This is a genomic window from Cyclobacterium lianum (assembly GCF_900143075.1).
Classification (GTDB): domain Bacteria; phylum Bacteroidota; class Bacteroidia; order Cytophagales; family Cyclobacteriaceae; genus Cyclobacterium; species Cyclobacterium lianum.
The window spans coordinates 42131-63348 of sequence record NZ_FRCY01000016.1 but is presented as its reverse complement, the minus strand read 5'-3'; the positions used below and the strand labels follow the sequence as shown (position 1 = coordinate 63348).

Below are 21218 nucleotides of genomic sequence, written 5' to 3'. Positions count from 1 at the left end.
TCCTCACATTGCTAAAATTCAGAAGCCTGGTGAGGCTGGTAAATCATCCGGAAAAAATAAAACAATGAAATTAAAAACCTTATTTGTATTGGCGGGAATGTTTACTTCTATTTTCTGTAAGGCTCAAAATAGGTACACTATTCCCGAAATTAATGAAAATAAAAAACGGCTCGAAAGCCGTGGCATGCTGGTGCTCGGCTCATGGGCACTGGGAAACATGGTGTGGGGAGGAATAGGAGCGTCGCGGTCCGGCGGATCGGAGAAAGGATTTCACCAGATGAATCTGTATTGGAATTCGGTAAATCTGGCTATTGCCGGACTGGGTTATTTTAACGCCAGAGGGCAGGAAACAAATAAAAGTCTGTGGAAAAGCCTGGAAGCACAGCACAAAACGGAAAAAATTTTGTTGTTCAACGCCGCCTTGGATTTGGGATACATGGCTGGCGGACTGTACCTAAAAGAAAGGGGCCGTGCCCGTCAAAAAGAGCAATGGATCGGTTTTGGGAATTCCATAGTGCTACAGGGTGCTTTCCTGTTGGTATTTGACGGTATTCTGTATTCCCTTCAGGCTAAGAACCGGGCTTCATTTAAACCATGGATGGACAAGGTAAATATTGGCGCCAGCGGAGTAAGTTTCAGGGTCGGGTTTTGACTCCAACGGAGCTTTAGACCACTGATTTGATTGCGCCGGCGGGCAGCTTTTCGAATAAACGTCACCATTCTGAGCACTACCTACCAGGCGGCATGCCCTTCACATGCGGTCCCGAATTTAATGCGCCGGATTTTTCGACCGCTTGGCTTGGATAGTGAATGCAGTTTTTAGGTGTTTAAATCCAGGCGATACCATTTTCAGGTAAGCTTTTAAGCATAAAATTTATTTTAATTTTATATTTTATTGGATGTTTTCACTGGGTTTCTGAATCAGGTTGTTTTTTAATTGGGTCTCTTGTACTCTTAAGCAATATATCTTCGGTTTACTGGTAAAATACGTTTATCCGCTTTTGTTTGGCCAATCATGTAATTTTTGAACGAAAAAATATTCACTTCAATTCTTTTTTTATTTCTTATATTATTTTACATTTCTGATAAATATTGCCCTTATTGACCGTTTATCAATTGTAAAAACCAATCCTATGAGTTGGGAGAAGAGAGGAGCAAAATATATTTTGTTCTGCATGGCAGCTTGTCTCCAGATAGTCATGACCATTGGTGTAAACAGGGGTGATCAGAGGTTGGGGCAATAGTCATGTTAAATCCAAAATTATCCGTTTTATGAAAAACCTATTACTTATTGTCTGCCTTTTAATGCTGACCACTTTGAGTGGCAGTGTTTTGGCACAAACCGTCACCGGAAAGGTTACCGGTCAGGCCGATGGTTTGCCCCTTCCGGGCGTTTCGGTATTGATCAAGGGGACATCTACCGGTACGGCCACAGATGTGGATGGGAATTACAGCCTGAATGTTCCTGGATCAGAGACAGTGCTTGTGTTTTCCTATCTGGGATTTGAGACTGTTGAGCAGACAGTCGGCAATCGCAATACGATAAACGTCATCCTCGCCGAGGATGCTGAGGAATTATCTGAAGTGGTTGTTACTGCACTTGGCATTGAAAGAAATGTGAGGGCCTTGCAGTATTCGATTACAGAAGTAGGAGGAGAGGAGTTTACTCAGGCCCGCGAAAACAATATAGCCAACCAGTTGGCAGGTAGGGTGGCCGGAGTGAACGTCAGCAATGTAGCATCCGGACCCGCAGGCTCATCCAGGGTCATCATCAGGGGCAATACATCGCTGCAGGGAGGCAATCAACCGCTCTACGTCATTGATGGTATTCCGATGGACAACACTAACTTTGGCCAGGCGGGTGTCTGGGGGGGCGCTGACCAGGGTGATGGGATGACAAGCGTCAATCCGGATGACATTGAGTCCATGTCCGTATTGAAAGGTGCCAGTGCTGCAGCCCTTTATGGATCCAGAGCTGCAAACGGCGTCATATTGATTACCACCAAAAGGGGGACCGCACAGCGGGGAATCGGAGTAGAGGTAAACTCCAATGTGGTATTCGAGCGAATCAACAATCAAACCGATCTGCAGACAGAATTCGGATCGGGAAGATTCCAGGGCGATCAGATAACCGGCGCCGCAGAAAGGCCTACTACCGTACGGCAGGGCTATGACTGGGGTACGCAAGCCTGGGGAGAGCGATTGGGCACAGGTACTTCCATGCATTTTGATGGAGTAGAGCGCCCCTATGTTTATGCAGGAGACAACTGGAACCGCTTTTATGAAACCGGTGCTGCCTACACCAACAGTATTTCACTTTCCGGTGGTAGCGAAGCCCAGACCTTTCGATTCAATGCCACAGACATGAGGAGTACCTCTGTGGTTCCCAATGCTGGCTTTGACCGATTGAATATGTCCATAGCCACCAATGGTAAGTTTGGCAAAAAACTCACCTTCGATGCCAAGGTACTCTACTCTAATGAGAGAACTAAAAACAGACCCAGGTTATCGGATTCACCGGGAAATGCCTTTCAGTCCATTTTTGCCCTTCCGCCGAATGTCAATGTAGAGTGGGGTAAGGGAGATCCGAATCGATTGGGTACCATACCGGTAGGCACAGATCCGGACTTGCTGAGCACCTGGGGTTTTGCCGAGCAGGAGGAATACCTGATGACAAACAATCCCTGGGGACAAAACCCTTATTTTTCTACCTATCAACTGTCGATCGACGATACCAGAGACAGGATCATCACTTCAGGATCCCTGCGGTATGATATCACTGATCACCTGTACCTATCAGGAAGGGCGGGAATGGACTGGTTTACCAGAAGAGGTACCACTTTGACCCCTCAGGGAACCGGCTATGACAGAAATGGCAGTATGAGCGAAAGCGAGCGAAGGGTGAATGAAATCAACCTGGAAGCCATGCTGGGCTATGACCGGCAGTTTGGCGATTTTGCATTGAATGCCTTTGTCGGTGCCAACAGGATGAGAAGGGAAGATGAGACCATTTCAGCCAACGGTCAGGGATTCAACGTTCCTTTCTTCCATGCGATCAACAATACAGTGACCCGAAACTTTGGTTATGGGTACTCCGGCTGGGGGATCAATTCTGTTTTTGGCTCAGCGGAGGTCAGCTACAAGAACATAATTTTTCTTACCGCAACGGGAAGAACAGATTGGTTCTCTGTACTGGATCCACAGTTCAATGATATTACCTACCCTTCTTTAGGCGGAAGTTTTGTGTTTTCAGATGCCCTGACGGAATTGCCCGTTTGGCTTAGTTTCGGTAAAATCAGAGGTTCCTGGGCCAGGGTGGGTAACTCTACCGTAGGTCCCTATCAAATACAAAATGTATATTCTCTCTTGGGAGCACCGGCAATCGACTTTGGCGGAAATCAGGTAGCGATGGCCTCATTTGCTACTGCAGGAGGCAATGCAGGCACCATTCCCAATAGATTTTTAAAACCCCTATTATCTACAGAGATTGAAATGGGTTTTGATGTTCGGTTTTTCCAGAACAGGTTGGGACTGGACTTCACCTATTATCGTCAGCGCAGTACCGATGACCAGTTGAATGCACAGGTTTCCAGGGCTTCCGGCTTTGGCTCTACCCTGGTCAATCTGGGTGAAATGGAAAACAGAGGCATAGAAGTTCTGCTTACCGGCTCCCCTGTAAGAACCAATAGTTTCAACTGGGACATTTCGTTCAACGTAGCCAGAAACAGAAATGAGGTGATCTCACTCATAGAAGGCAGCAGTATACTTAATGTGGAGGAGCCCAGAACGAGAACCGTATTCGTGCAGCACCGTACCGGTTATCCGTTTGGCGTGCTTGCAGGATGGGTACAGAAGAAATCTCCGGACGGACAGCCTGTATTTGAAGAGAACGGTGCACCGGTACAATCGGATCAGATGGAGGTCATCGGAAATGGCATCCCGGATTGGACCGGAGGGGTGAACAACAGCATTACCTTCAAGGGATTTAATCTGTCTGCACTGGTCGATTTCAGAATTGGAGGCGACTTGTATTCCGGAACCAATGTCAGGCTTACCCAATGGGGGCTTCACAAGCAGACCCTTCAGGGTCGTGCAGGAGAAGAGCCACTTACAGTGTCTGGTGTAATACAGTCGGGTACGGATGCCGATGGAGATCCCATTTATGAGTCATTTACCAAGACGCTGTCTCCCGGAGAGGCCAACAATTACTGGAACCAGATGGGCAACAGGGTGCAGGATTTCTTTGTCTACGATGGTTCTTTTGCCAAGCTGAGGCAGGTGACCTTTGGGTACAATTTTCCGAGAAGTATTCTGAGTAATACGCCGTTCACCAACCTGAACATATCTTTCGTCGGCAGAAACCTATCTATACTCTGGAAGAATGTAGAAAACATTGATCCTGAATCAGGCTATTCATCAGGTAACGGTCAGGGACTGGATTACTTTGGTATGCCACAGACCAGGACATTTGGATTCAATGTTAGGGCGACGTTTTAATCACTAAAGGAAAAATTACCATGAAAATAATAAACAGATTTCTCTTTTTTGGTTTGGCAATCTGCATTTCTTTGACCGCTTGTGATACCGAAGATTTGCACGATTTGAATATCAATCCACAGGCAGTAAACGAAATTGATCTCAATTTCATGTTTACTGCAGCCCAGCTCGGCTCTGCTTCAGGAGGTTCGGCAGGAGACAACCGCTACATCGACTGGCGAACCAATATAGGCATGACCGCCTACCTGATCCAACACCTGGCCAACGCCGGTGGAGGCATTGCGCCGGGGGACAAGTACCAGGAAAACTTCGAGTCCAACAATGCCCCTTTTGAGTTTTTCTATGGCGATGCATTGAAGAACATCTCTGAAGTGATCCGTCAGACCGGTCCGGGTGGCTATGATGAGGGGAATAAAATCAATACCCGAAATGCCGCCAGGATCATGCGGGTATTGAATTTCCACAGGCTGACAGATTTCTATGGCAATATACCTTACTTTGACGCCTTACAGGGTATGGAAGGTGTTTTCTTTCCGGAATACGATCCCCAGTCTGAAATCTATCCTCACCTCCTCCAGGAGCTGGAGGAAGCCACTGCAGCCATCAGCACGTCCAACCCGGACGATGGTTTTGCCAGAGCAGATATCATTTTTGACGGAGATATAGCGAAGTGGAAGCGTTTTGGCTACTCCCTGATGTTGCGACTGGCCATGAGGGTGTCTGATGTAGCTCCGCAGTTGGCAGATGAGTACGTAACCAAAGCCATTGCCGGTGGGGTTATGCAGAGCAATGAGGACAATGCCTGGGTACCCATGTCAGAAGGACCCAGCCTTTGGATCAACCAGAATGGCATTTCCAGGGCATTTTATCCCGGTGATGGTGGACAACCCAGCTATTTGAGTGACACCATGGTAGAATGGCTGAAGGCTGGCGCCACTACCGCTGATGAGGTGGACCCCCGGCTGATGATCATTAGTGGAGGCATAGCAGACTGGTCTGCCGTTTCCTGGACGCCTATCAACACCAATCCGCTGGAGCAAAAAGGTATGCCAAACGGGTATGATGCCGCCGGGCTGGAAGAGATCGAAGGAGGTCCTGTAGACCAGGTATCTACCTACTCCAGAATCAACTACCTGATGCTGCAGCGAGATAGTCCATATATGCTGATGAATTTTGCTGAGTCGGCCTTCTTGCAGGCTGAGGCACTGGAACGCGGTATAGGCTCAGGGATTTCAGGTACTGCTGAGCAGCACTATAACGAAGGCGTGAAGGGCGCCATGCAGATGTATACGCCATTTGACGAGTCACTTACTGTCTCTGATGCGGAGGTAAGCGCCTATCTGGCAAGACACCCCTATGGGGCTGATAAGCCGGCACTTGAGATGATTGGCGAACAAATGTGGGTAAGCAAGTTTTTCAACTGGTGGGACGCCTGGTCCGACTGGAGAAGAACCGGTTATCCTCAACTGACACCTACCAATTATCCTGGAAATGTAACTCAGGGTCAGATCATGAGAAAGCTCAGGTATCCCGCGGCAGAGGCGGCTACAAACGAGAACTTTCAGGCTGGGGCTACCCTGCCAGATATCTTCCTTACGAGGGTATGGTGGGATACGGCCGATTGATGGACCTAAATTAAACTTATTGTAAACATTAGGGGTGCCTTTCCAGGTGCCCCTTTATTTTGGATAAATCCCATTCCCTTCTGACCCCATAAAGGCTCCCCAAACCGGATCCCTCCCCATTCGGATAGGGAGATCAATTCGTTTTACCCTCATGCCAAGAAAGGAAAGTATGTCGCTGTGGCTGAAATATTGGGCATGTACCAAATCCAGAAAACCATCTCCATCAATATCTCCCAGCCAGGGACTGGAAAAAATATTTTTAAAGCCCCGGGACTGATCCAGCGTATGGATTTCATCTGATTTGAAATCCATTAGCAGCAGCTTATTTTCAATGATGAAGGCAGATTTGTCATCAATGGCCCGGCTGCAATCATATTCATTGATGCTGAAAATCACCTCATCTGTACCATCTTTATTAAGGTCGTAGGCAATCGGTGAGGAGAATCCGGTACAACCCAATTCTTTTCTTTTGAGTATGGTGCCGGTATGTCCATCTATAAGCACCTGAATGGAACCGGTATTTTGGGGCCACACACCCTTGCTGACAAAAGTAAAAAGATCGGGTACTTCGTCATCGGTAAACTGACCTACGGCAAAGGTATTGCTGCTTTCCGTTCCTGGTAGCTGTACCTGCCAGAATAGCTCATACGATTCGCCTGAAATGGCCGAAATGGTGCTTGCATGGGAAATCGTGATGATGTCCAGCTTTCCGTCCCGGTCGAGATCCGCCAGCACCGGTGATGCGATAAAGCCGTGATCCTTTTCAGAGACCAGCACCCTGGCATCGGAAAGGTCATTATTCATCAAGTCTTCCAATTTTGCGATATACAGGCTTCCGGATAGGGTTTCTCCGCCCGTTCCGAAGATGACCATCGGACTATTGTTTTCCCCATCCGGCAAAAAAACCGGAGACATGTAGGTTTCTTGCCCGTCAGGCATGCTGTCTGCAGCGATAACTTCTCCGGAGAAAGTATCGACGACCATCAGAATTCCCGGGTAGCGTTCTTGCGTTTCGAATGGAGCTGCTTTGGCATTACCACCATTGGTGATCAGCAATTCCGGCATTCCGTTCCCATTTTGATCTGGGAGGAGAACACTGCTGTTAAAATTAAACCGCGCGTGTTTCAGGACAGGGTGGTCCAGATATTTGCTGCTGTCATAGGCCCAGATCAACGCTCCGGATCTACCGTCGATGCCCTTTAAATGCGGACCTCTGCCGCCAATAAAGATGTCTGCTATTTCATCTCCATTGACATCATGAAAGGTGGCAGCTCCATAGACCTGATCCATCGTTTCTGCATGCCATAGCAGTTGGCCATCGGCCCCATTGATAGCCAATATTCCATATTCGCTGTATTCAAACTCGTTCTTTCCGGCACCCATTACAAAATCCAACAGACCATCTCCGTTCAGGTCGACAGAACGGGGAGACGACTGAGACCCAATGATCGGAAAGCTGGATTCCCAGACAAGTGTGCTTTTTTCTTTTTTCTGGCAGGCACTGGTCAAAAAAACCAGACCAGGCAGCAGGCAAAAAAGAATGGATTTAAAAGCGACCGGTATTTTCATTTATGAGAAGGCTGTATTGACAATTTCTTTCAATATACTTATTATCTGGGATTTTAATTTTTACCAGAGACAATTGTTTCCGGTAAAAGAAAGTATAATGAAAAGTAGACAGACTATTTTATTGACTATTGTGTTACCGGCCGGAAAAATGTAGATTTACTTGAACAAAATGGAAAAAGTCAAAGGCTCAGGTGCCTTGAACTTGCACAAACAATTGAATATGCTGCCCGTATACACACATTTGTTTAAGATCTGTTTGCTGGTATTGTTGCCTGTCTGGCAGGCTTTGCCCCAGGGTTTTGAAAAGTTGCCTCCCCGAAAAACAGGTGTCAAATTTCAGAATAACCTCAGAGAGGATGAATTTTCCAATATCCTTACCTACGAATATTTCTACAACGGTGGAGGGGTGGCTATAGGTGACATCAACAATGATGGATTGGATGACCTTTTTTTTACCGGGAATATGAGCTCCAACCGGTTGTATCAGAATCTGGGGGATTTCAAATTTAAGGACATTACCCGGGCGGCCGGAGTGGGGGGACGAGATGCCTGGACTACAGGTACCACCATGGTCGATATCAACGGAGATGGCTACCTGGATATCTATGTCTGTTATTCGGGAAAGGGGGCTGCCTCGGATCGCAAAAATCAATTGTTTATCAACCAGACTGACGGCACCTTTGTGGAGTCAGCCGAAAAATACGGGTTGGCAGACCCGGCCAATAGCATACAGGCTTTATTTTTCGATTTTGACCTGGATGGGGATCTGGACATGTATCTGCTCAACCACAATACGCAGGTGATCAACGAAATTGATTTTGACGCCAAGCGGAAGGACCGGAATGAGTTTGCCGGAGATAAACTATTTAGAAATGACAACGGATATTTTCGCGATATCAGCGAGCAGGCGGGCATCAAAGGCAATTCCATGGGTTTCGGTCTGGGCATTGCCGTATCGGATATCACCGGAAACGGATATCCCGATCTGTATGTCTCCAACGATTACATTGAACCAGACTATCTGTACATCAACAACGGTGACGGTACCTTTTCCGAAAGGCTTACGGATTATTTACAACACATCTCTTATTTTTCCATGGGCTCAGATATCAGTGATATCAACAATGACGGTCTATCGGATCTCTTTACATTGGATATGCTTCCTGAGGACAATAGGCGGCAAAAATTGCTGTACGGACCTGAAAATTACGAGCAATATGCGCTGATGGTGATGGAAGGGTTTTACCATCAAAACATGCGGAACATGCTTCATGTGAATCAGGGATCCGGATTTTTCAGTGAAGTAGGACAGTTGGCAGGTATTTCAAATACGGACTGGAGTTGGGCCGCATTTTTTGCAGACTTTGACAACGACGGATGGAAGGACCTGTTCGTCAGCAACGGCTACTACCGGGATTATACGAACCGGGATTTTCTTAAATACAAAGGCGATTACTACTTCAGCAAAGCAAGAGACGGCGAAAAGGCTGACACCCTTCACCTGGTGACCAGCATGGAGTCTACCCCGGTCCATGACTACATCTATAAAAATGAAGCCGGCACCAGGTTTAAAGACATGTCTGCAGCCTGGGGCTTTGGGGAACCCGCATTTTCCAACGGAGCGGCTTATGCGGACCTGGATAATGATGGTTCGCTGGACCTGGTAGTAAACCATCTCAATGCAGCGGCCGGCATTTTCAGAAATAAACTCACAGGGGGTGGGGAAATGGCAAATTTCCTGCAGTTAAGGCTGCGGGGGCAGGGAATGAATACTTCTGGGATAGGGGCAAAAATCACCGTCTATGTCGACGGACAAAAGCAGTATTTCGAACAGCAACCCTCCAGAGGATTTCAATCTTCTGTGAGCCATAAGCTACATGTAGGCCTGGGGCAGGCCCCAATGGTAGATTCGCTGCACATCCGATGGCCTTCAGGCAAAGAACAGTGGATCAGGGACATAAAGGTCAACCGCTTGTTGGCGTTGCGAGAGGATGAAGCCATGAGGACCACTGATGGGGTGGAAAGGACTGAGCAAGCAGCGTTTACGCCCATAGTACCACCTTTTAATTACGAACATTTGGAACCCGGCTACAACGATTTCAAACGACAGCCATTGCTGAGCCACATGCTGTCTCCTACCGGGCCTGTGCTGGCGGTAGCGGATGTAAATAATAATGGGTTTACAGATGTCTTTGTAGGCGGTGCAGAGGACCGGCCAGGTAAGTTGTTTTTTCAGGTGTCCAACGGTAAATTCGTTGAATCTCAGGGTCTGAACCTCGAAGAAGACAGTAAATTTGCTACTACCGACGCATTATTTTTCGATGCGAATGGGGATGGATTGCCGGACCTTTACCTGGTAAGTGGAGGTTACCACGATTTTGACCGGGACTCGCCCGAACTACAGGACAGGCTTTACATCAATCAGGGAGGAGGGAATTTTGTAAAAGATGTTTCATCGCTGCCAGAAATTTACAGCAGCGGATCGGTGGTGAAAGCCATGGACATAGATAGAGATGGTGACCTGGACCTGTTTGTCGGCGGGAGGGCCGTGCCGGGCCAATATCCAAAGGCTGCAGCATCCTATGTCCTGCAAAATAATGGAAAGGGGCAATTTGAAAATAAAAGCCCAACACTTTTTCCGGGCCTTGATGAAATTGGAATGATCACCGATGCGGAGGTTATGGATTTGAATGAGGATGGCTGGGATGACCTGCTACTGGTCGGCGACTGGATGCCTGTAAGTGTTTTCCTCAATCGGGAGGGACGTGGCTTTGAGAATGCGACAGCAAATTACTTTGACCGGGAGTTGAAAGGCAAATGGTCCGTAATAAAAGCAGCAGATTTCGACAGGGATGGAGACCTGGATTTACTTGTCGGTAATTTCGGTCTGAACAGCCAATTGAGCGCTTCTGAGCAGGAACCTTTGACGCTGGTGTATGGAGATTTTGATGGCAACGGATCGGTAGACCCTATATTGAACCACTACATCATGGGAGAATCGTATCCTTTTATGAGTAGGGACGAACTATTGGATCAGATGTATGGTATGCGTAGCGTATTTACAGATTATGCCTCTTTTTCAACTGCAAGAATTGAAGATATCCTGTCTGAAGAGCAGTTAGCGGCAGCCGACAAGTTACTGGTCAATGAGTTGAAAACGATATATCTGGAAAACAAGGAAGGGAAATTCGTGCCGCGTGAATTGCCGGTGGAGGCCCAATATGCGCCTGCCGGAGCGATATCGGTGTTGGATTATGATGATGACGGCAATCTGGATTTTATCCTTGGCGGCAACCAGAATACCACACGCCTGAGGTTGGGAGTGATGGATGCCAATTTTGGTCAGCTATTCAGGGGAAACGGTTCAGGAGCATTTACTTATGTAAGCACGCCCGATTCCGGACTTGCCTTTAATGGAGATGTGAAATCAATGGAAGTGATCAATTTGTCCTATCTCAAAGTGCTTCTCGTAGGAATCAATAATCAGGGAGTTTCTGCCTACCTGCTCAACCGCAGCCTGGAAGAAAAACCCTTGAAAAACCTTTCCAGTCAGGATTAATAAACCTAAAAAATAATCATTGAATGAAAATCAGAAAAATCAATCTGGAAGAAAGTGAAATACCTGAAAACTGGTACAACATCATTGCGGATATGCCGAACAAGCCGCTGCCGCCTCTACATCCCGGTACGCTGGAACCTATCGGTCCCGATGCTTTGGCACCCTTGTTTCCGGAAGCCTTGATCAGGCAGGAAGTGACTACTGACAAGTGGGTGCCTATTCCGGATGAAGTGCGAAACATGTATAGTATCTGGAGACCCACCCCATTGTACCGTGCCTATGGTTTGGAGAAAGCCCTGGATACACCTGCCAGGATATACTACAAGTATGAGGGTGTGAGTCCCTCTGGATCCCATAAACCCAATACGGCCGTCCCTCAAGCCTATTACAACAAGCAGGAGGGAATCAAAAGAATCACCACAGAAACCGGAGCAGGACAGTGGGGAAGTGCGCTCAGTTTTGCTTGCCAGCATTTTGGCATCGCCTGCGACGTGTATATGGTGAAATTATCCTACCAGGACAAGCCGTACCGTAAGATGATGATGAATACCTGGGGAGCGAATGTGTATCCCTCTCCTTCGGAACGGACTGCAGCGGGAAGAAAAATATTGGCTGAGTATCCTGATTCACCGGGAAGTCTGGGAATAGCCATATCCGAGGCCGTGGAGATGGCAGCGAGCAGAGAAGATACCAAGTATGCCCTGGGTAGCGTACTGAATCATGTGAAACTTCACCAAACCATTATCGGAATGGAAGCGATCAAACAACTGGAAAAGGCAGGCAGTGATCTTCCCGATATCGTGATTGCTCCATTTGGTGGAGGCTCAAATTTTGCCGGATTGTCCTTTCCTTTTCTCAGGTTAAATCTCGAAGGAGGACACCGTATACGCTGTATTGCCAGTGAGCCCTCTTCCTGCCCAAAGCTGACAAGAGGGGTGTTCAGGTATGATTTTGGTGACACCGCGGGAATGACGCCGCTTTTACCCATGTACACCCTGGGACACGATTTTATTCCGGCGCCCATTCACGCGGGTGGGTTGCGCTACCACGGTGCAGGCGTTATCGTAAGTCAATTGTTAAAAGATAAACTCATCGAAGCACAGGCTCATGACAATCTGGAGATCTTCGAAGCAGGCGTACTTTTTGCCCGTTCAGAGGGTATAATCCCTGCGCCTGAAGCCAACCATGGCATAGCTACCGCTATCCGGGAAGCGAAAAAGTGTAAAGAGGAGGGGGTTTCCAAAACCATCTTGTTCAATCTATGTGGGCACGGAAATTTCGATATGAAGGCCTACGATGATTATTTTGCCGGAAAAATAAAGCAGCACGAATTGAGCCAGGAAGATATTGAAGCCTCCATAGCAAAATTAGGAACGCCGACCATTCCTGTGTAAATCAGGTTTTTGTGTTGGATCACATGGCTAATCCGGATATCCGGAATCAGGATTGGAAATCCTGGGCCAGTGCCATTCGCCCTTTTGCAGAGACAGAGCAAGTCTACTGCAAAGTATCCGGTCTGCTTACGCGTGCTTCTCGGGGTGTGGGACAGCAGGAGCTACATCCCTATTTCGACACCTCGCTGGAGGTGTTTGGCGTGGAAAGGCTCATGTATGGAAGTGACTGGCCCGTGCTACTGCAAGCCGAAAGCCTGGAGCGATAGATGCAGATATTTTATGCCCTTACCAATGCAATGTCAAAAGGCGAGAAAGAAAAATTGTTTTACAGCAATGCAGCAGAGGTATATAGGATATGAGCTTTTGCCATGGTTTTCCGATAATTTTTCCATAGAACGACAAATTATTTAGGAAGAATAACGATTGATTTTTAAATTGAATTCACAAAAAATTATTTCAGGATGCTTGATAAACCAGAAAAAGTAGAAAATACAGATTCCAGAAGAAACTTCATCAAGACTTCCAGTCTGGGTGCGGCCGGTTTTTTTATTGTACCCAGATTTGTACTGGGAGGTAAAGGCCATGTGGCGCCGAGTGACAAGGTGAATATTGGCATGGTCGGTGTGGGCGGAAAAGGTCGCCAAAATGCCGAGGATCTGATGAAGCTGGATGATGTACAGATCACCGCGATAGCAGACCCTGGTGAATACTGGGATTTGGCTAATTTTTACTACAGATCTATCGCCGGGAGAGGTCCTGTGAAGAGACGGGTGGAGGATCATTATGAAGACAAGACAGAGAATTATAAATTGAATGAATACCTGGATTTCAGGGAGATGCTGGAAAAGGAAAAAGGCCTCGATGCCATTTGCTGCTCCACACCAGACAATACCCACGCATATATAACCTATGCGTCCATGAAAATGGGCAAACACGTTTACTGCGAGAAGCCACTCACACATAATATCAGGGAAGCCAGAATGATCCGGGAGCTGACCAGGGAGACCGGGCTAGCTACCCAAATGGGCAATGTCGGTCACAGTACAGACGGTATCCGGCAGACGGTGGAATACCTCAGAGCAGGTGTGATTGGAGAAGTGAGGGAGACCCACTCCTGGGTGCCGGCTTCCCGATGGATTCCCGAAATGAGGGCAGTACCAGTGGCTGCTTCGCCTAAGCCCCATGGCTTTGACTGGGATCTTTGGCTTGGCCCCTCTGCCAACAGGCCTTACCATGAATGGTATTCTCCCGTTACCTGGAGGGATTTTTGGGATTTTGGATGCGGGGCGCTGGGAGATTTTGGCTGCCATGACATGGATGCGGCCACCTGGGCTTTCGAATTGGGTGACCCGGAGACCATAGAAGTTTTCCCCGCAGGCTTTAGCAATCAGGACATTGCTCCCTATGGGGAGATTGGCTACTATCATTTTCCTGAAAACAACACGGGTAAGCCCATTCAACTGACCTGGTATTCCGGGGGAGTGAAACCACCGTTGCATCCCTCGCTGCCATCGGGCTACCAATGGCCATCCAGAGGTACCCTGTTTGTGGGGGATAAGGGTATCATTGTAAACGGGGGTGACAGGGTCCCCTACGTTTTTCCCGAAAGCCTGGCTGAAAACATGGAAAAGCCCAAGGAAACCATTCCCCGGTCGAAGGGACATTTCAGGGATTGGGTGGACGCCATTAAGGGAGGACCTGCTGCCAGTGCTAATTTCGAATATGGGGCACACCTTACCGAAATTACGCTTCTGGGAGTATTGTCGCTGAGGATGAATGGTCAGAAAATACACTGGGATGCGGCAAATCTCAAGGCCAAAGGACTTCCTGAAGCAGACCGCTACATCAGCGAGCCAGTACGCCAGGGATGGGAAATGAGTTGATCCCAACTGTTGGGTAAAAAAAATCCCGCATTTTACGAAATGCGGGATTTTTTTATGGATTTTGTGCAAGCGCATCAATCCAATAGAAAGTTATTGAAGAAAGTGCTTTTAAGGATCATCCACAAGAAGAAAAATACAATACCCCAAAACAGGTAAGGTCTGTAATAGTCCATGGTTTCCTTGTACCTGGATTCGATGATTTCGGCTTTTTCCAACTCATCTATCCTGGCAAAAATATTCTCGAGCGCCTGGTCGTCAGATGCCCTGAAAAACTCTCCTTTGGTGATCCTGGCAATATCTCTGAGGGTTTCCTCATTCAGGTAACTTTCTATCATTTGAGGTCGTCCAAAAAAATCTGTACCATAGGGAACCATACCGTCTTTCCCGACAGCAATGGTGTAGGTTTTAATGTCCATTGCTTCGGCCAACTGCGCAGCAAATATCGGATCCACATTTCCAGCATTGTTATCGCCGTCACTCAAGAGTACCATCACCTTGGATTTCGCTTCTGATTCCCGCATCCGGTTGGTAGCCGTGGAAACAGCACTGCCGATGGCTGTACCTTTGGCATCCATCATGTTGAAGGTAATGCTTTCTACCAGGTCGGTCAGCAGCTCATAGTCTGTAGTCAGCGGTGCCAGAGAAAAGGCTTCTCCGGAAAAGATCACCATGCCGATACGGTCGGCTACCCTTCCGTTGATGAAGTCAATGGCTGTTTCCTTTGCTGCCTCCAGGCGGTTTGGGGTAAAATCCTGCAAATCCATCGACTCCGAGATATCCATCACCAGCATGATATCTATTCCTTCGGTATATTGTTCTACTTTTTCATTGGTACGCTGCGGCCTGGCCAGCGCAATTACCACCATCCACAGGGATAGCAAAAAGAAAAGTGAAGGGATCAATCGCAGGTAGGTCCAGGGATTATTTCTGGAGACCATTTTGGGGAGAGATAGCTCAAGAACCGGTTTTTTCAGCAGTTTGGTAAATTTCCTGATCAACAGAATTAGTGGAATAGCCCATATCAGGTGCAGCAGAAAGAAATTTTCCCATTCATAAGAACGGAAAGTTTCCTGGCTAAACCAGGACCATGAGATATAGGAAGAGATGTCATTCATGCTGTCGAATATTTTCAATTTTTCCTTCTAACTGCTGCCTGGAAACATCCAGCAGACTGTTACAGGCTTCTCTGATATGGTCGTCTATCCTGTTGGCATATATGATCAATTCTATTTTTCTAAAGTCCTTGACTATATCCGGATTTTGGAGGTAATCAGCGATCTCGGTGGAGGTCCATTCCTTGTAGGGGAGGCCTGTAAGGTTCTCCAGATAGCCTTTCCAAAGTCCCAGAAGTTCATCTGCCTCCTGAATCTCCGGCTTCTCGACCAGGGTTTGCATGGATTGCTCCCAGTTGTTTAGAAAATGTTTCCATTTTTTCTTTTCCCTGTAAATCTGCCAACGTTTTCTGAGTTTTCCACCGAAGAAATATATGGCCAAGACAATTACCACTACCAGAGCCACCAAACCTAAAATAAGATAGGGGTAGTTGAATGCAGTCGGGATATTGAGGTAATTGTCATTTTGTTGGAAGGCGAGTTCTTCCGGCATTTCAGCTATGGTAAGCTTTAATGCCAGAGCGGCAGGTTCCGAAAAATGACTGATACTATCGTATTTCAGTATCTCAAAAACCGGCATTTGAAAACTCTTTACAGAATCCAGCGAAAAATTCGATAGCCAGTATACTGCACTATCCAGACTGATACTGTCTGCCGTGTAGGATTCAAAGGATTGCTTTTCCAAAAGTTCAAATTCCCCAAAATTATATGTGGAATCAGGAAATAGCAATGGAAGATCGCTGGGATAACGGGCCTTCAGGACATAGCCGACACGCTCTCCGAGCATGGCAGAATCCTGCAGAAAGTAGCTTTCCACCACTATTTCCTGCCCGCACAATCTCGAAGAGATGATGTAAAAGCAGATCAGTAAGAAAAGTTTCGCTCCTTTATCCACGCTTCATGGTTTTGTTTCTCAACTTGAATAATTCCATTAAAGGCAGAACGATATCTTGTTGGGTGTCTATTTGCAGGTAGTTGATCTGATTTTTTTTACAAAAATCCTTTAGCTTATCCCTGTCGCTGGAGAAAGAGGTTGCTATTTTTCTTGAAAATCCACCAAAGGCCGTGTTGACCCAGGTGGTTTTTCCCCCTTCTTTGTCAAATACCGGGATGATGCCCAGAGAGGGAAGGGCTGATTCTATGGGGTCGGTCATTTGAAGTACTACCAGGTCGTGCTTTTTGGCGAGTGCTTTTAAAGGGTTTTCGTAGTTTTCATCAATAAAGTCTGAAATGATGATAATTACGCTTCGTTTTTTGATCAGGTTCAGGCAAAACGTAAACATACCATAAAGGTCTGTGCCGAAAGATCTGTTTTGGTGGTTAAAAACTGCTTTGATGATTTTGACTGCCTGCCGGCTTCCCTTTCCCGGTAAAATGATCTTCTCTTTTTCGTCGGAGTAGCTTATCAGGCCCACCTGCGAGCCTTCATGGATCCCGGCGAGAGTCAAAACGCCCGCTATTTCCCGGCCGTGGTCAATTTTTTTTCTTTTTTTGCTACCGATATCCTGAGATCCGCTGACGTCGAGAAGAAAATAGACGGCCTGATCTTTGTCTTCCTTGAAGGTTTTGACAAAGGTTCCATGCCCCTTGGCCGACACTTTCCATTCGATAGTCCTGATGTCGTCTCCATACTGATAGGGACGAAGGTCATCAAATTCCAGTCCAGCCCCCTTAAAAATGGATTGGTGATCACCCTGAAGGTGGCTGTTAGCCACTTTTCTCATGGTGATTTCATATCTTCTTAATTTTTTTATTAGCTGGTTCATTTTCCGGTCTCAATGAGAGGCCTAATTTAGCAGTCTCTATTGAATAATAAAACGACTTTGCTTTTACTTATTGTCAATTGTGAAAGGAAATGGGTAATTTTGAATTGTGAAATATACTTGTTTAGCCCTTGCTTTTGCTTTTGTGCTTACTGCATGCAGCGATGAAGACAAACCGGAGAACATTCTCTCCGAAGATCAAATGGTAAATATATTGGTTGATATCCATTTGACTGAGGGATTTGTCCAATCGCTTTCCATACCCTATGATTCTACCAGGGTTTTGTATCCGATTCTCGAAAAACAAATATTCGATAAATACGGTATTCCTGATAGCGTGTATGTGGAAAGCCTGGAATACTATTTGAGAGATGTGGCCAAAATGGAATACTTGTACGAGCGTACAATAGATTCATTGACGGTAAGAGAGAAAATGAACAGCAATAGATGAATTTGTATCCTTCAAATCTGGAAGAAAAGATCAATTTTGACAAAATCAAGGAATTGATCAGAGATGAATGTACCAGCAGTTTGGGTGTGGACTTTGTCAGCAAGGTAAATTTTTCGAGGGATAGAAAGCTACTTACCAAGCTATTGGCACAAACAGAGGAATTCAGACAGATATTAGTGGCTGGTGAGCCTTTTCCCGGTTCTGATTTTGTCAATATCTACCCTTATCTGGAAAAAGCGAAAATTGAAGGTACCTTTTTATTTGAGGATGAATTCCATGAGATCAGGCTTGGGCTGAAAACCCTCGACGGATGTGTTTCTTTCTTTAGCAAGTTTCACGAAGAGTATCCCCAACTTTACCAACTACTTGGGATGGTGGAAGAAGATATTCCACTGTCGGGTAGTATCGCCAGGGTGATCGATGAGAAGGGGAAAATAAAAAACAATGCTTCTCAGGAACTGAACCTTATCCGGACCCAGCTAGCTTATGAAGAAAACAGGATCAGGAAAGTATTGGATCATATCTACCGCTCGGTAAAGGCTCAGGGATTTACACCTGAAGATGCATCCGTGACGGTAAGGGGAGGAAGGATGGTGATCCCCGTTCTGGCAGAGTACAAAAGGCGGATCAAGGGCTTTATCCATGACGAATCTGCTACAGGTCAGACCGTTTATCTGGAACCGGCAGAAGTCCTTGATATCAACAATGAGATCAAGGACCTGGAGTATATGGAACGCAGGGAAGTACAAAAGATCCTTACCAAACTGACCGATGAACTGAGAGGCTACATTCCGGTGCTGAGGAGAGCATTTTATTTTTTGGGAATGATTGATTTCATTCGTGCAAAGGCCCGGTTTGCCCTGAAGATCAATGCCGTCAACCCGGTGATGGGTAAAGATATGGCCTGGGAAAAAGCTAGGCACCCGCTTTTGGAAATGGCACTTCGCCAACAGCAAAAAGGTATCGTGCCCGTCAGTATCCACCTGGACAACAATCACCGGCTCCTGGTGATTTCAGGACCCAATGCGGGTGGCAAATCGGTAACACTTAAAACTGTGGCGCTGGTGCAGTACATGTACCAGTGTGGACTACTGGTGCCCATGGATCCCAGTTCTACCTGCTGTATTTTCGATCAGTTTTTTATTGACATAGGGGATGAACAAAATATAGAAAATGACCTGAGTACATACAGCTCCCATTTAATGAACATGAAGTATTTTACCCTTCATGCCAATAGAAAAACTTTATTTTTTATCGATGAATTTGGGACAGGGACGGAGCCACAGTTTGGAGGGGCCATCGCAGAAGCCATTTTGATAGCCTTGAATAAGTCTGGTTCTTTTGGTATTGTTACCACCCACTACGGAAACCTCAAACAGTTGGCGTCTAAGAGTCCGGGAATGATCAATGGAGCCATGCGGTATGATGTAGACCGGCTGGAGCCTTTGTACGAACTGGAAATCGGTAAACCGGGAAGTTCCTTTGCATTTGAAATTGCCGGTAAAATCGGTATTCCGAAGGAGATTATCCTACATGCAAAGGCTCAGGTGGGCGAAACCAGGGTGAGGTACGAAAAACTGCTGCTGAAGGTAGAGAGTGAAAAGAACAAGTATGAAAGCCTGATGGCAGAGGTTCAGAAAAAAGACCGCTTGCTCATGCAGCGCCTACAGGAGTACAATTCCCTGAAGTCTACCCTTGACGAGCAACAGAAGAACATCATCAATGAGGCAAAGAACCAGGCCAAACTATTGATGGAGGAGGCCAATAAAAAAATTGAGCATACCATCCGCTCCATCAGGGAGTCTCAGGCAGATCAGGCAGCTACCCGGCAACTGAGAAAAGAACTTGAAGCACATGGTGCCAGCATCAAACCTGAAAAACCGGTAGTTCAGCAAAAGAAATCGATTGAGGTATTGGCCGGCTCCATTGGCATTGGTGATCAGGTAAGACTAAAAGATAACGGGGCTCTGGCTGAGGTGATGGATATCAAAGGCAAGCAGGCTGTGATCCTCATCGGTGATCTCAAGTCCAACGTCAGGCTAAACCGTCTGGAAAAAATATCCAATACAGCACTAAAGAAGGAAAGAAAGGCCAAAGGAAACCGAATAACCTACGATACCACCAGTAAAATGGCGGAATTTTCTCCCAATCTGGACATCAGGGGAAAAAGGGGAGAAGAAGTAGTCCAACTCCTCCAGAATTTTATAGATGAGGGTTACATGCTGGGAATCAACGACTTGAGGGTCATTCACGGAAAAGGTGATGGTATTTTAAGGGACCTTACCCGCAACATGATCCGAAAAATGTCTGCTGTCGCCGGTTTTTCGGATGAGCATGCCGATAGAGGAGGGGCCGGTGTTACCCTGGTTCAACTCAGGCAGTAATTACTACCGTGTATGTCCTTATCGTTTGAAGGCCTGGCGGGCCACAAGAAGCCAATCTTTTCCGTTTTTCTGCCATACCGTCAGCACCCCTAGATTAACAGGAGCAGGCGCACTGTTCTTATTGTGTGTGCGGCCTATCAGAAAATGCCTTACCAGCGCTATATTGCCAGAAATATCTACCGTCTGGTTTTCGATATTGATTTCGGTGAAATTGGATTCGCCGGATGCCAGTGCCTGAATAAACTCAGACTGATTTTCGATGAGCCCGTTGGAATGGCCGTAAGTCAATTGGGCATGCGTGAGCTTTTTGAGTCGGACCTCGTCACCATCTACCATTGCCCTGGTCAACTCAGTAACGGCATTTTCTACGGCTGCGATTTGTTTGTTTTGGGCAAATAATGAAGTAACGGCCAGAAAGGAGATCAGAAACAGATATTTGAACATGGGCTATATGGGTATTTTTATATTATTCCATTAAAATAAGATCAAAAACATAAAAACCTGCGAGGGCCTTCACCCGTGCATTTTGCGGAGCAGGTACTGCCCACTCCAGCCTCAGCGTATTTTGGTTTCTGGTAAAGGATATTTCTCTGTTGGCGGCCGGCTGTATGCCGGAAAGGATGATCTTGTCTAAATTTTCCCCTTCGAAAGCCCAGCTGCCGTTGGTATCGAATAGCAGGTTACTGTTTTCGGTAATGTAGGATTTTCCGGTATTATTGGCAATAAACCGTATCTGGAAATCTGCGAACTCAGCCGTACGGGGGCTTCCATCGCGGGTGACTGATCCTCCATTGCTGACTGTCCAGGTTTGGCTGCCGGAGACACCGCTAAGCTTTTCTGTGGCCAGCTCTTCCGCTGTTTTTGCCGGACCTTCACCATCCCCTCCGTTACAGGCTATAAAGCCCAAAAGAAGAATGGAGGCCAGGAGACAATTCTTCAATCCTTTCATACTTATTCGACTAGAGTAGTAAAATTAATCAA

The 21218-nt window shown here is 46.7% G+C and carries 15 protein-coding genes; 9 read left to right on the top strand and 6 right to left on the bottom strand.

Annotated features, from left to right (window positions below; translation table 11 throughout):
- Nucleotides 1-64 precede the first annotated feature (64 nt).
- The 3 genes from BUB19_RS19820 (at nucleotide 65) to BUB19_RS19810 (ending at nucleotide 6122) form a co-directional block, all read left to right on the top strand.
- Nucleotides 65-652, top strand: a complete 588-nt coding sequence (locus BUB19_RS19820) for a DUF6992 family protein (RefSeq protein WP_073097095.1) — start codon at nucleotides 65-67, stop codon at nucleotides 650-652.
- A gap of 620 nt (nucleotides 653-1272) precedes the next feature.
- A complete protein-coding gene (locus BUB19_RS19815) occupies nucleotides 1273-4497 on the top strand; it encodes a SusC/RagA family TonB-linked outer membrane protein (protein ID WP_073097094.1) in 3225 nt (1074 codons plus the stop codon).
- A 20-nt stretch (nucleotides 4498-4517) separates the two neighbouring features.
- The gene (locus BUB19_RS19810) at nucleotides 4518-6122 is read left to right on the top strand and encodes a SusD/RagB family nutrient-binding outer membrane lipoprotein (RefSeq protein WP_073097092.1); all 1605 of its coding nucleotides are present in this window, start codon (nucleotides 4518-4520) and stop codon (nucleotides 6120-6122) included.
- Nucleotides 6123-6176: 54 nt separating this feature from the next.
- Here the strand turns inward: BUB19_RS19810 and BUB19_RS19805 are convergent, their stop codons facing one another.
- Complete coding sequence (locus BUB19_RS19805) at nucleotides 6177-7691, bottom strand: hypothetical protein (RefSeq protein ID WP_073097091.1); 1515 nt, start codon at nucleotides 7689-7691, stop codon at nucleotides 6177-6179.
- A gap of 169 nt (nucleotides 7692-7860) precedes the next feature.
- On the opposite strand from BUB19_RS19805, the gene BUB19_RS19800 reads away from it, so the two are divergent.
- From BUB19_RS19800 to BUB19_RS19785, 4 genes are all read left to right on the top strand, one after another.
- Nucleotides 7861-11250: a VCBS repeat-containing protein gene (locus BUB19_RS19800; RefSeq protein WP_245802911.1), complete on the top strand. Its 3390-nt coding sequence runs from the start codon at nucleotides 7861-7863 to the stop codon at nucleotides 11248-11250.
- Between the two features lie 23 nt (nucleotides 11251-11273).
- A complete protein-coding gene (locus BUB19_RS19795) occupies nucleotides 11274-12644 on the top strand; it encodes a TrpB-like pyridoxal phosphate-dependent enzyme (RefSeq protein WP_073097089.1) in 1371 nt (456 codons plus the stop codon).
- An 11-nt stretch (nucleotides 12645-12655) separates the two neighbouring features.
- Complete coding sequence (locus BUB19_RS19790) at nucleotides 12656-12910, top strand: amidohydrolase family protein (protein ID WP_143156106.1); 255 nt, start codon at nucleotides 12656-12658, stop codon at nucleotides 12908-12910.
- A 195-nt stretch (nucleotides 12911-13105) separates the two neighbouring features.
- Nucleotides 13106-14527: a Gfo/Idh/MocA family protein gene (locus tag BUB19_RS19785; protein ID WP_073097085.1), complete on the top strand. Its 1422-nt coding sequence runs from the start codon at nucleotides 13106-13108 to the stop codon at nucleotides 14525-14527.
- 74 nt (nucleotides 14528-14601) lie between these two features.
- Here the strand turns inward: BUB19_RS19785 and BUB19_RS19780 are convergent, their stop codons facing one another.
- The 3 genes from BUB19_RS19780 to BUB19_RS19770 are packed head-to-tail and all read right to left on the bottom strand — an operon-like array spanning nucleotide 14602 to nucleotide 17405.
- Nucleotides 14602-15642 carry a vWA domain-containing protein gene (locus tag BUB19_RS19780; RefSeq protein ID WP_073097083.1) on the bottom strand — a complete coding sequence of 347 codons (1041 nt, stop codon included), beginning with the start codon at nucleotides 15640-15642 and terminating at the stop codon, nucleotides 14602-14604.
- Nucleotides 15635-16534 carry a hypothetical protein gene (locus BUB19_RS19775; RefSeq protein WP_073097081.1) on the bottom strand — a complete coding sequence of 300 codons (900 nt, stop codon included), beginning with the start codon at nucleotides 16532-16534 and terminating at the stop codon, nucleotides 15635-15637. The genes BUB19_RS19780 and BUB19_RS19775 overlap by 8 nt, the downstream gene beginning before the upstream one ends.
- The gene (locus BUB19_RS19770) at nucleotides 16527-17405 is read right to left on the bottom strand and encodes a DUF58 domain-containing protein (protein ID WP_073097079.1); all 879 of its coding nucleotides are present in this window, start codon (nucleotides 17403-17405) and stop codon (nucleotides 16527-16529) included. Before BUB19_RS19770 ends, BUB19_RS19775 begins: the two co-directional genes overlap by 8 nt.
- A 106-nt stretch (nucleotides 17406-17511) precedes the next feature.
- Between BUB19_RS19770 and BUB19_RS19765 the strand changes: the two genes are divergently transcribed.
- On the top strand, nucleotides 17512-17853 hold the full coding sequence (locus tag BUB19_RS19765) for a DUF4296 domain-containing protein (protein ID WP_073097077.1): 342 nt from the start codon (nucleotides 17512-17514) through the stop codon (nucleotides 17851-17853).
- Nucleotides 17850-20237: an endonuclease MutS2 gene (locus BUB19_RS19760; protein WP_073097075.1), complete on the top strand. Its 2388-nt coding sequence runs from the start codon at nucleotides 17850-17852 to the stop codon at nucleotides 20235-20237. The genes BUB19_RS19765 and BUB19_RS19760 overlap by 4 nt, the downstream gene beginning before the upstream one ends.
- Before the next feature lie 18 nt (nucleotides 20238-20255).
- Here BUB19_RS19760 and BUB19_RS19755 read toward each other — a convergent pair whose 3' ends face one another.
- Nucleotides 20256-20681: a nuclear transport factor 2 family protein gene (locus BUB19_RS19755; RefSeq protein ID WP_073097073.1), complete on the bottom strand. Its 426-nt coding sequence runs from the start codon at nucleotides 20679-20681 to the stop codon at nucleotides 20256-20258.
- Between the two features lie 22 nt (nucleotides 20682-20703).
- Nucleotides 20704-21186, bottom strand: a complete 483-nt coding sequence (locus BUB19_RS19750) for a hypothetical protein (RefSeq protein WP_073097071.1) — start codon at nucleotides 21184-21186, stop codon at nucleotides 20704-20706.
- Between the last annotated feature and the right edge of the window lie 32 nt (nucleotides 21187-21218).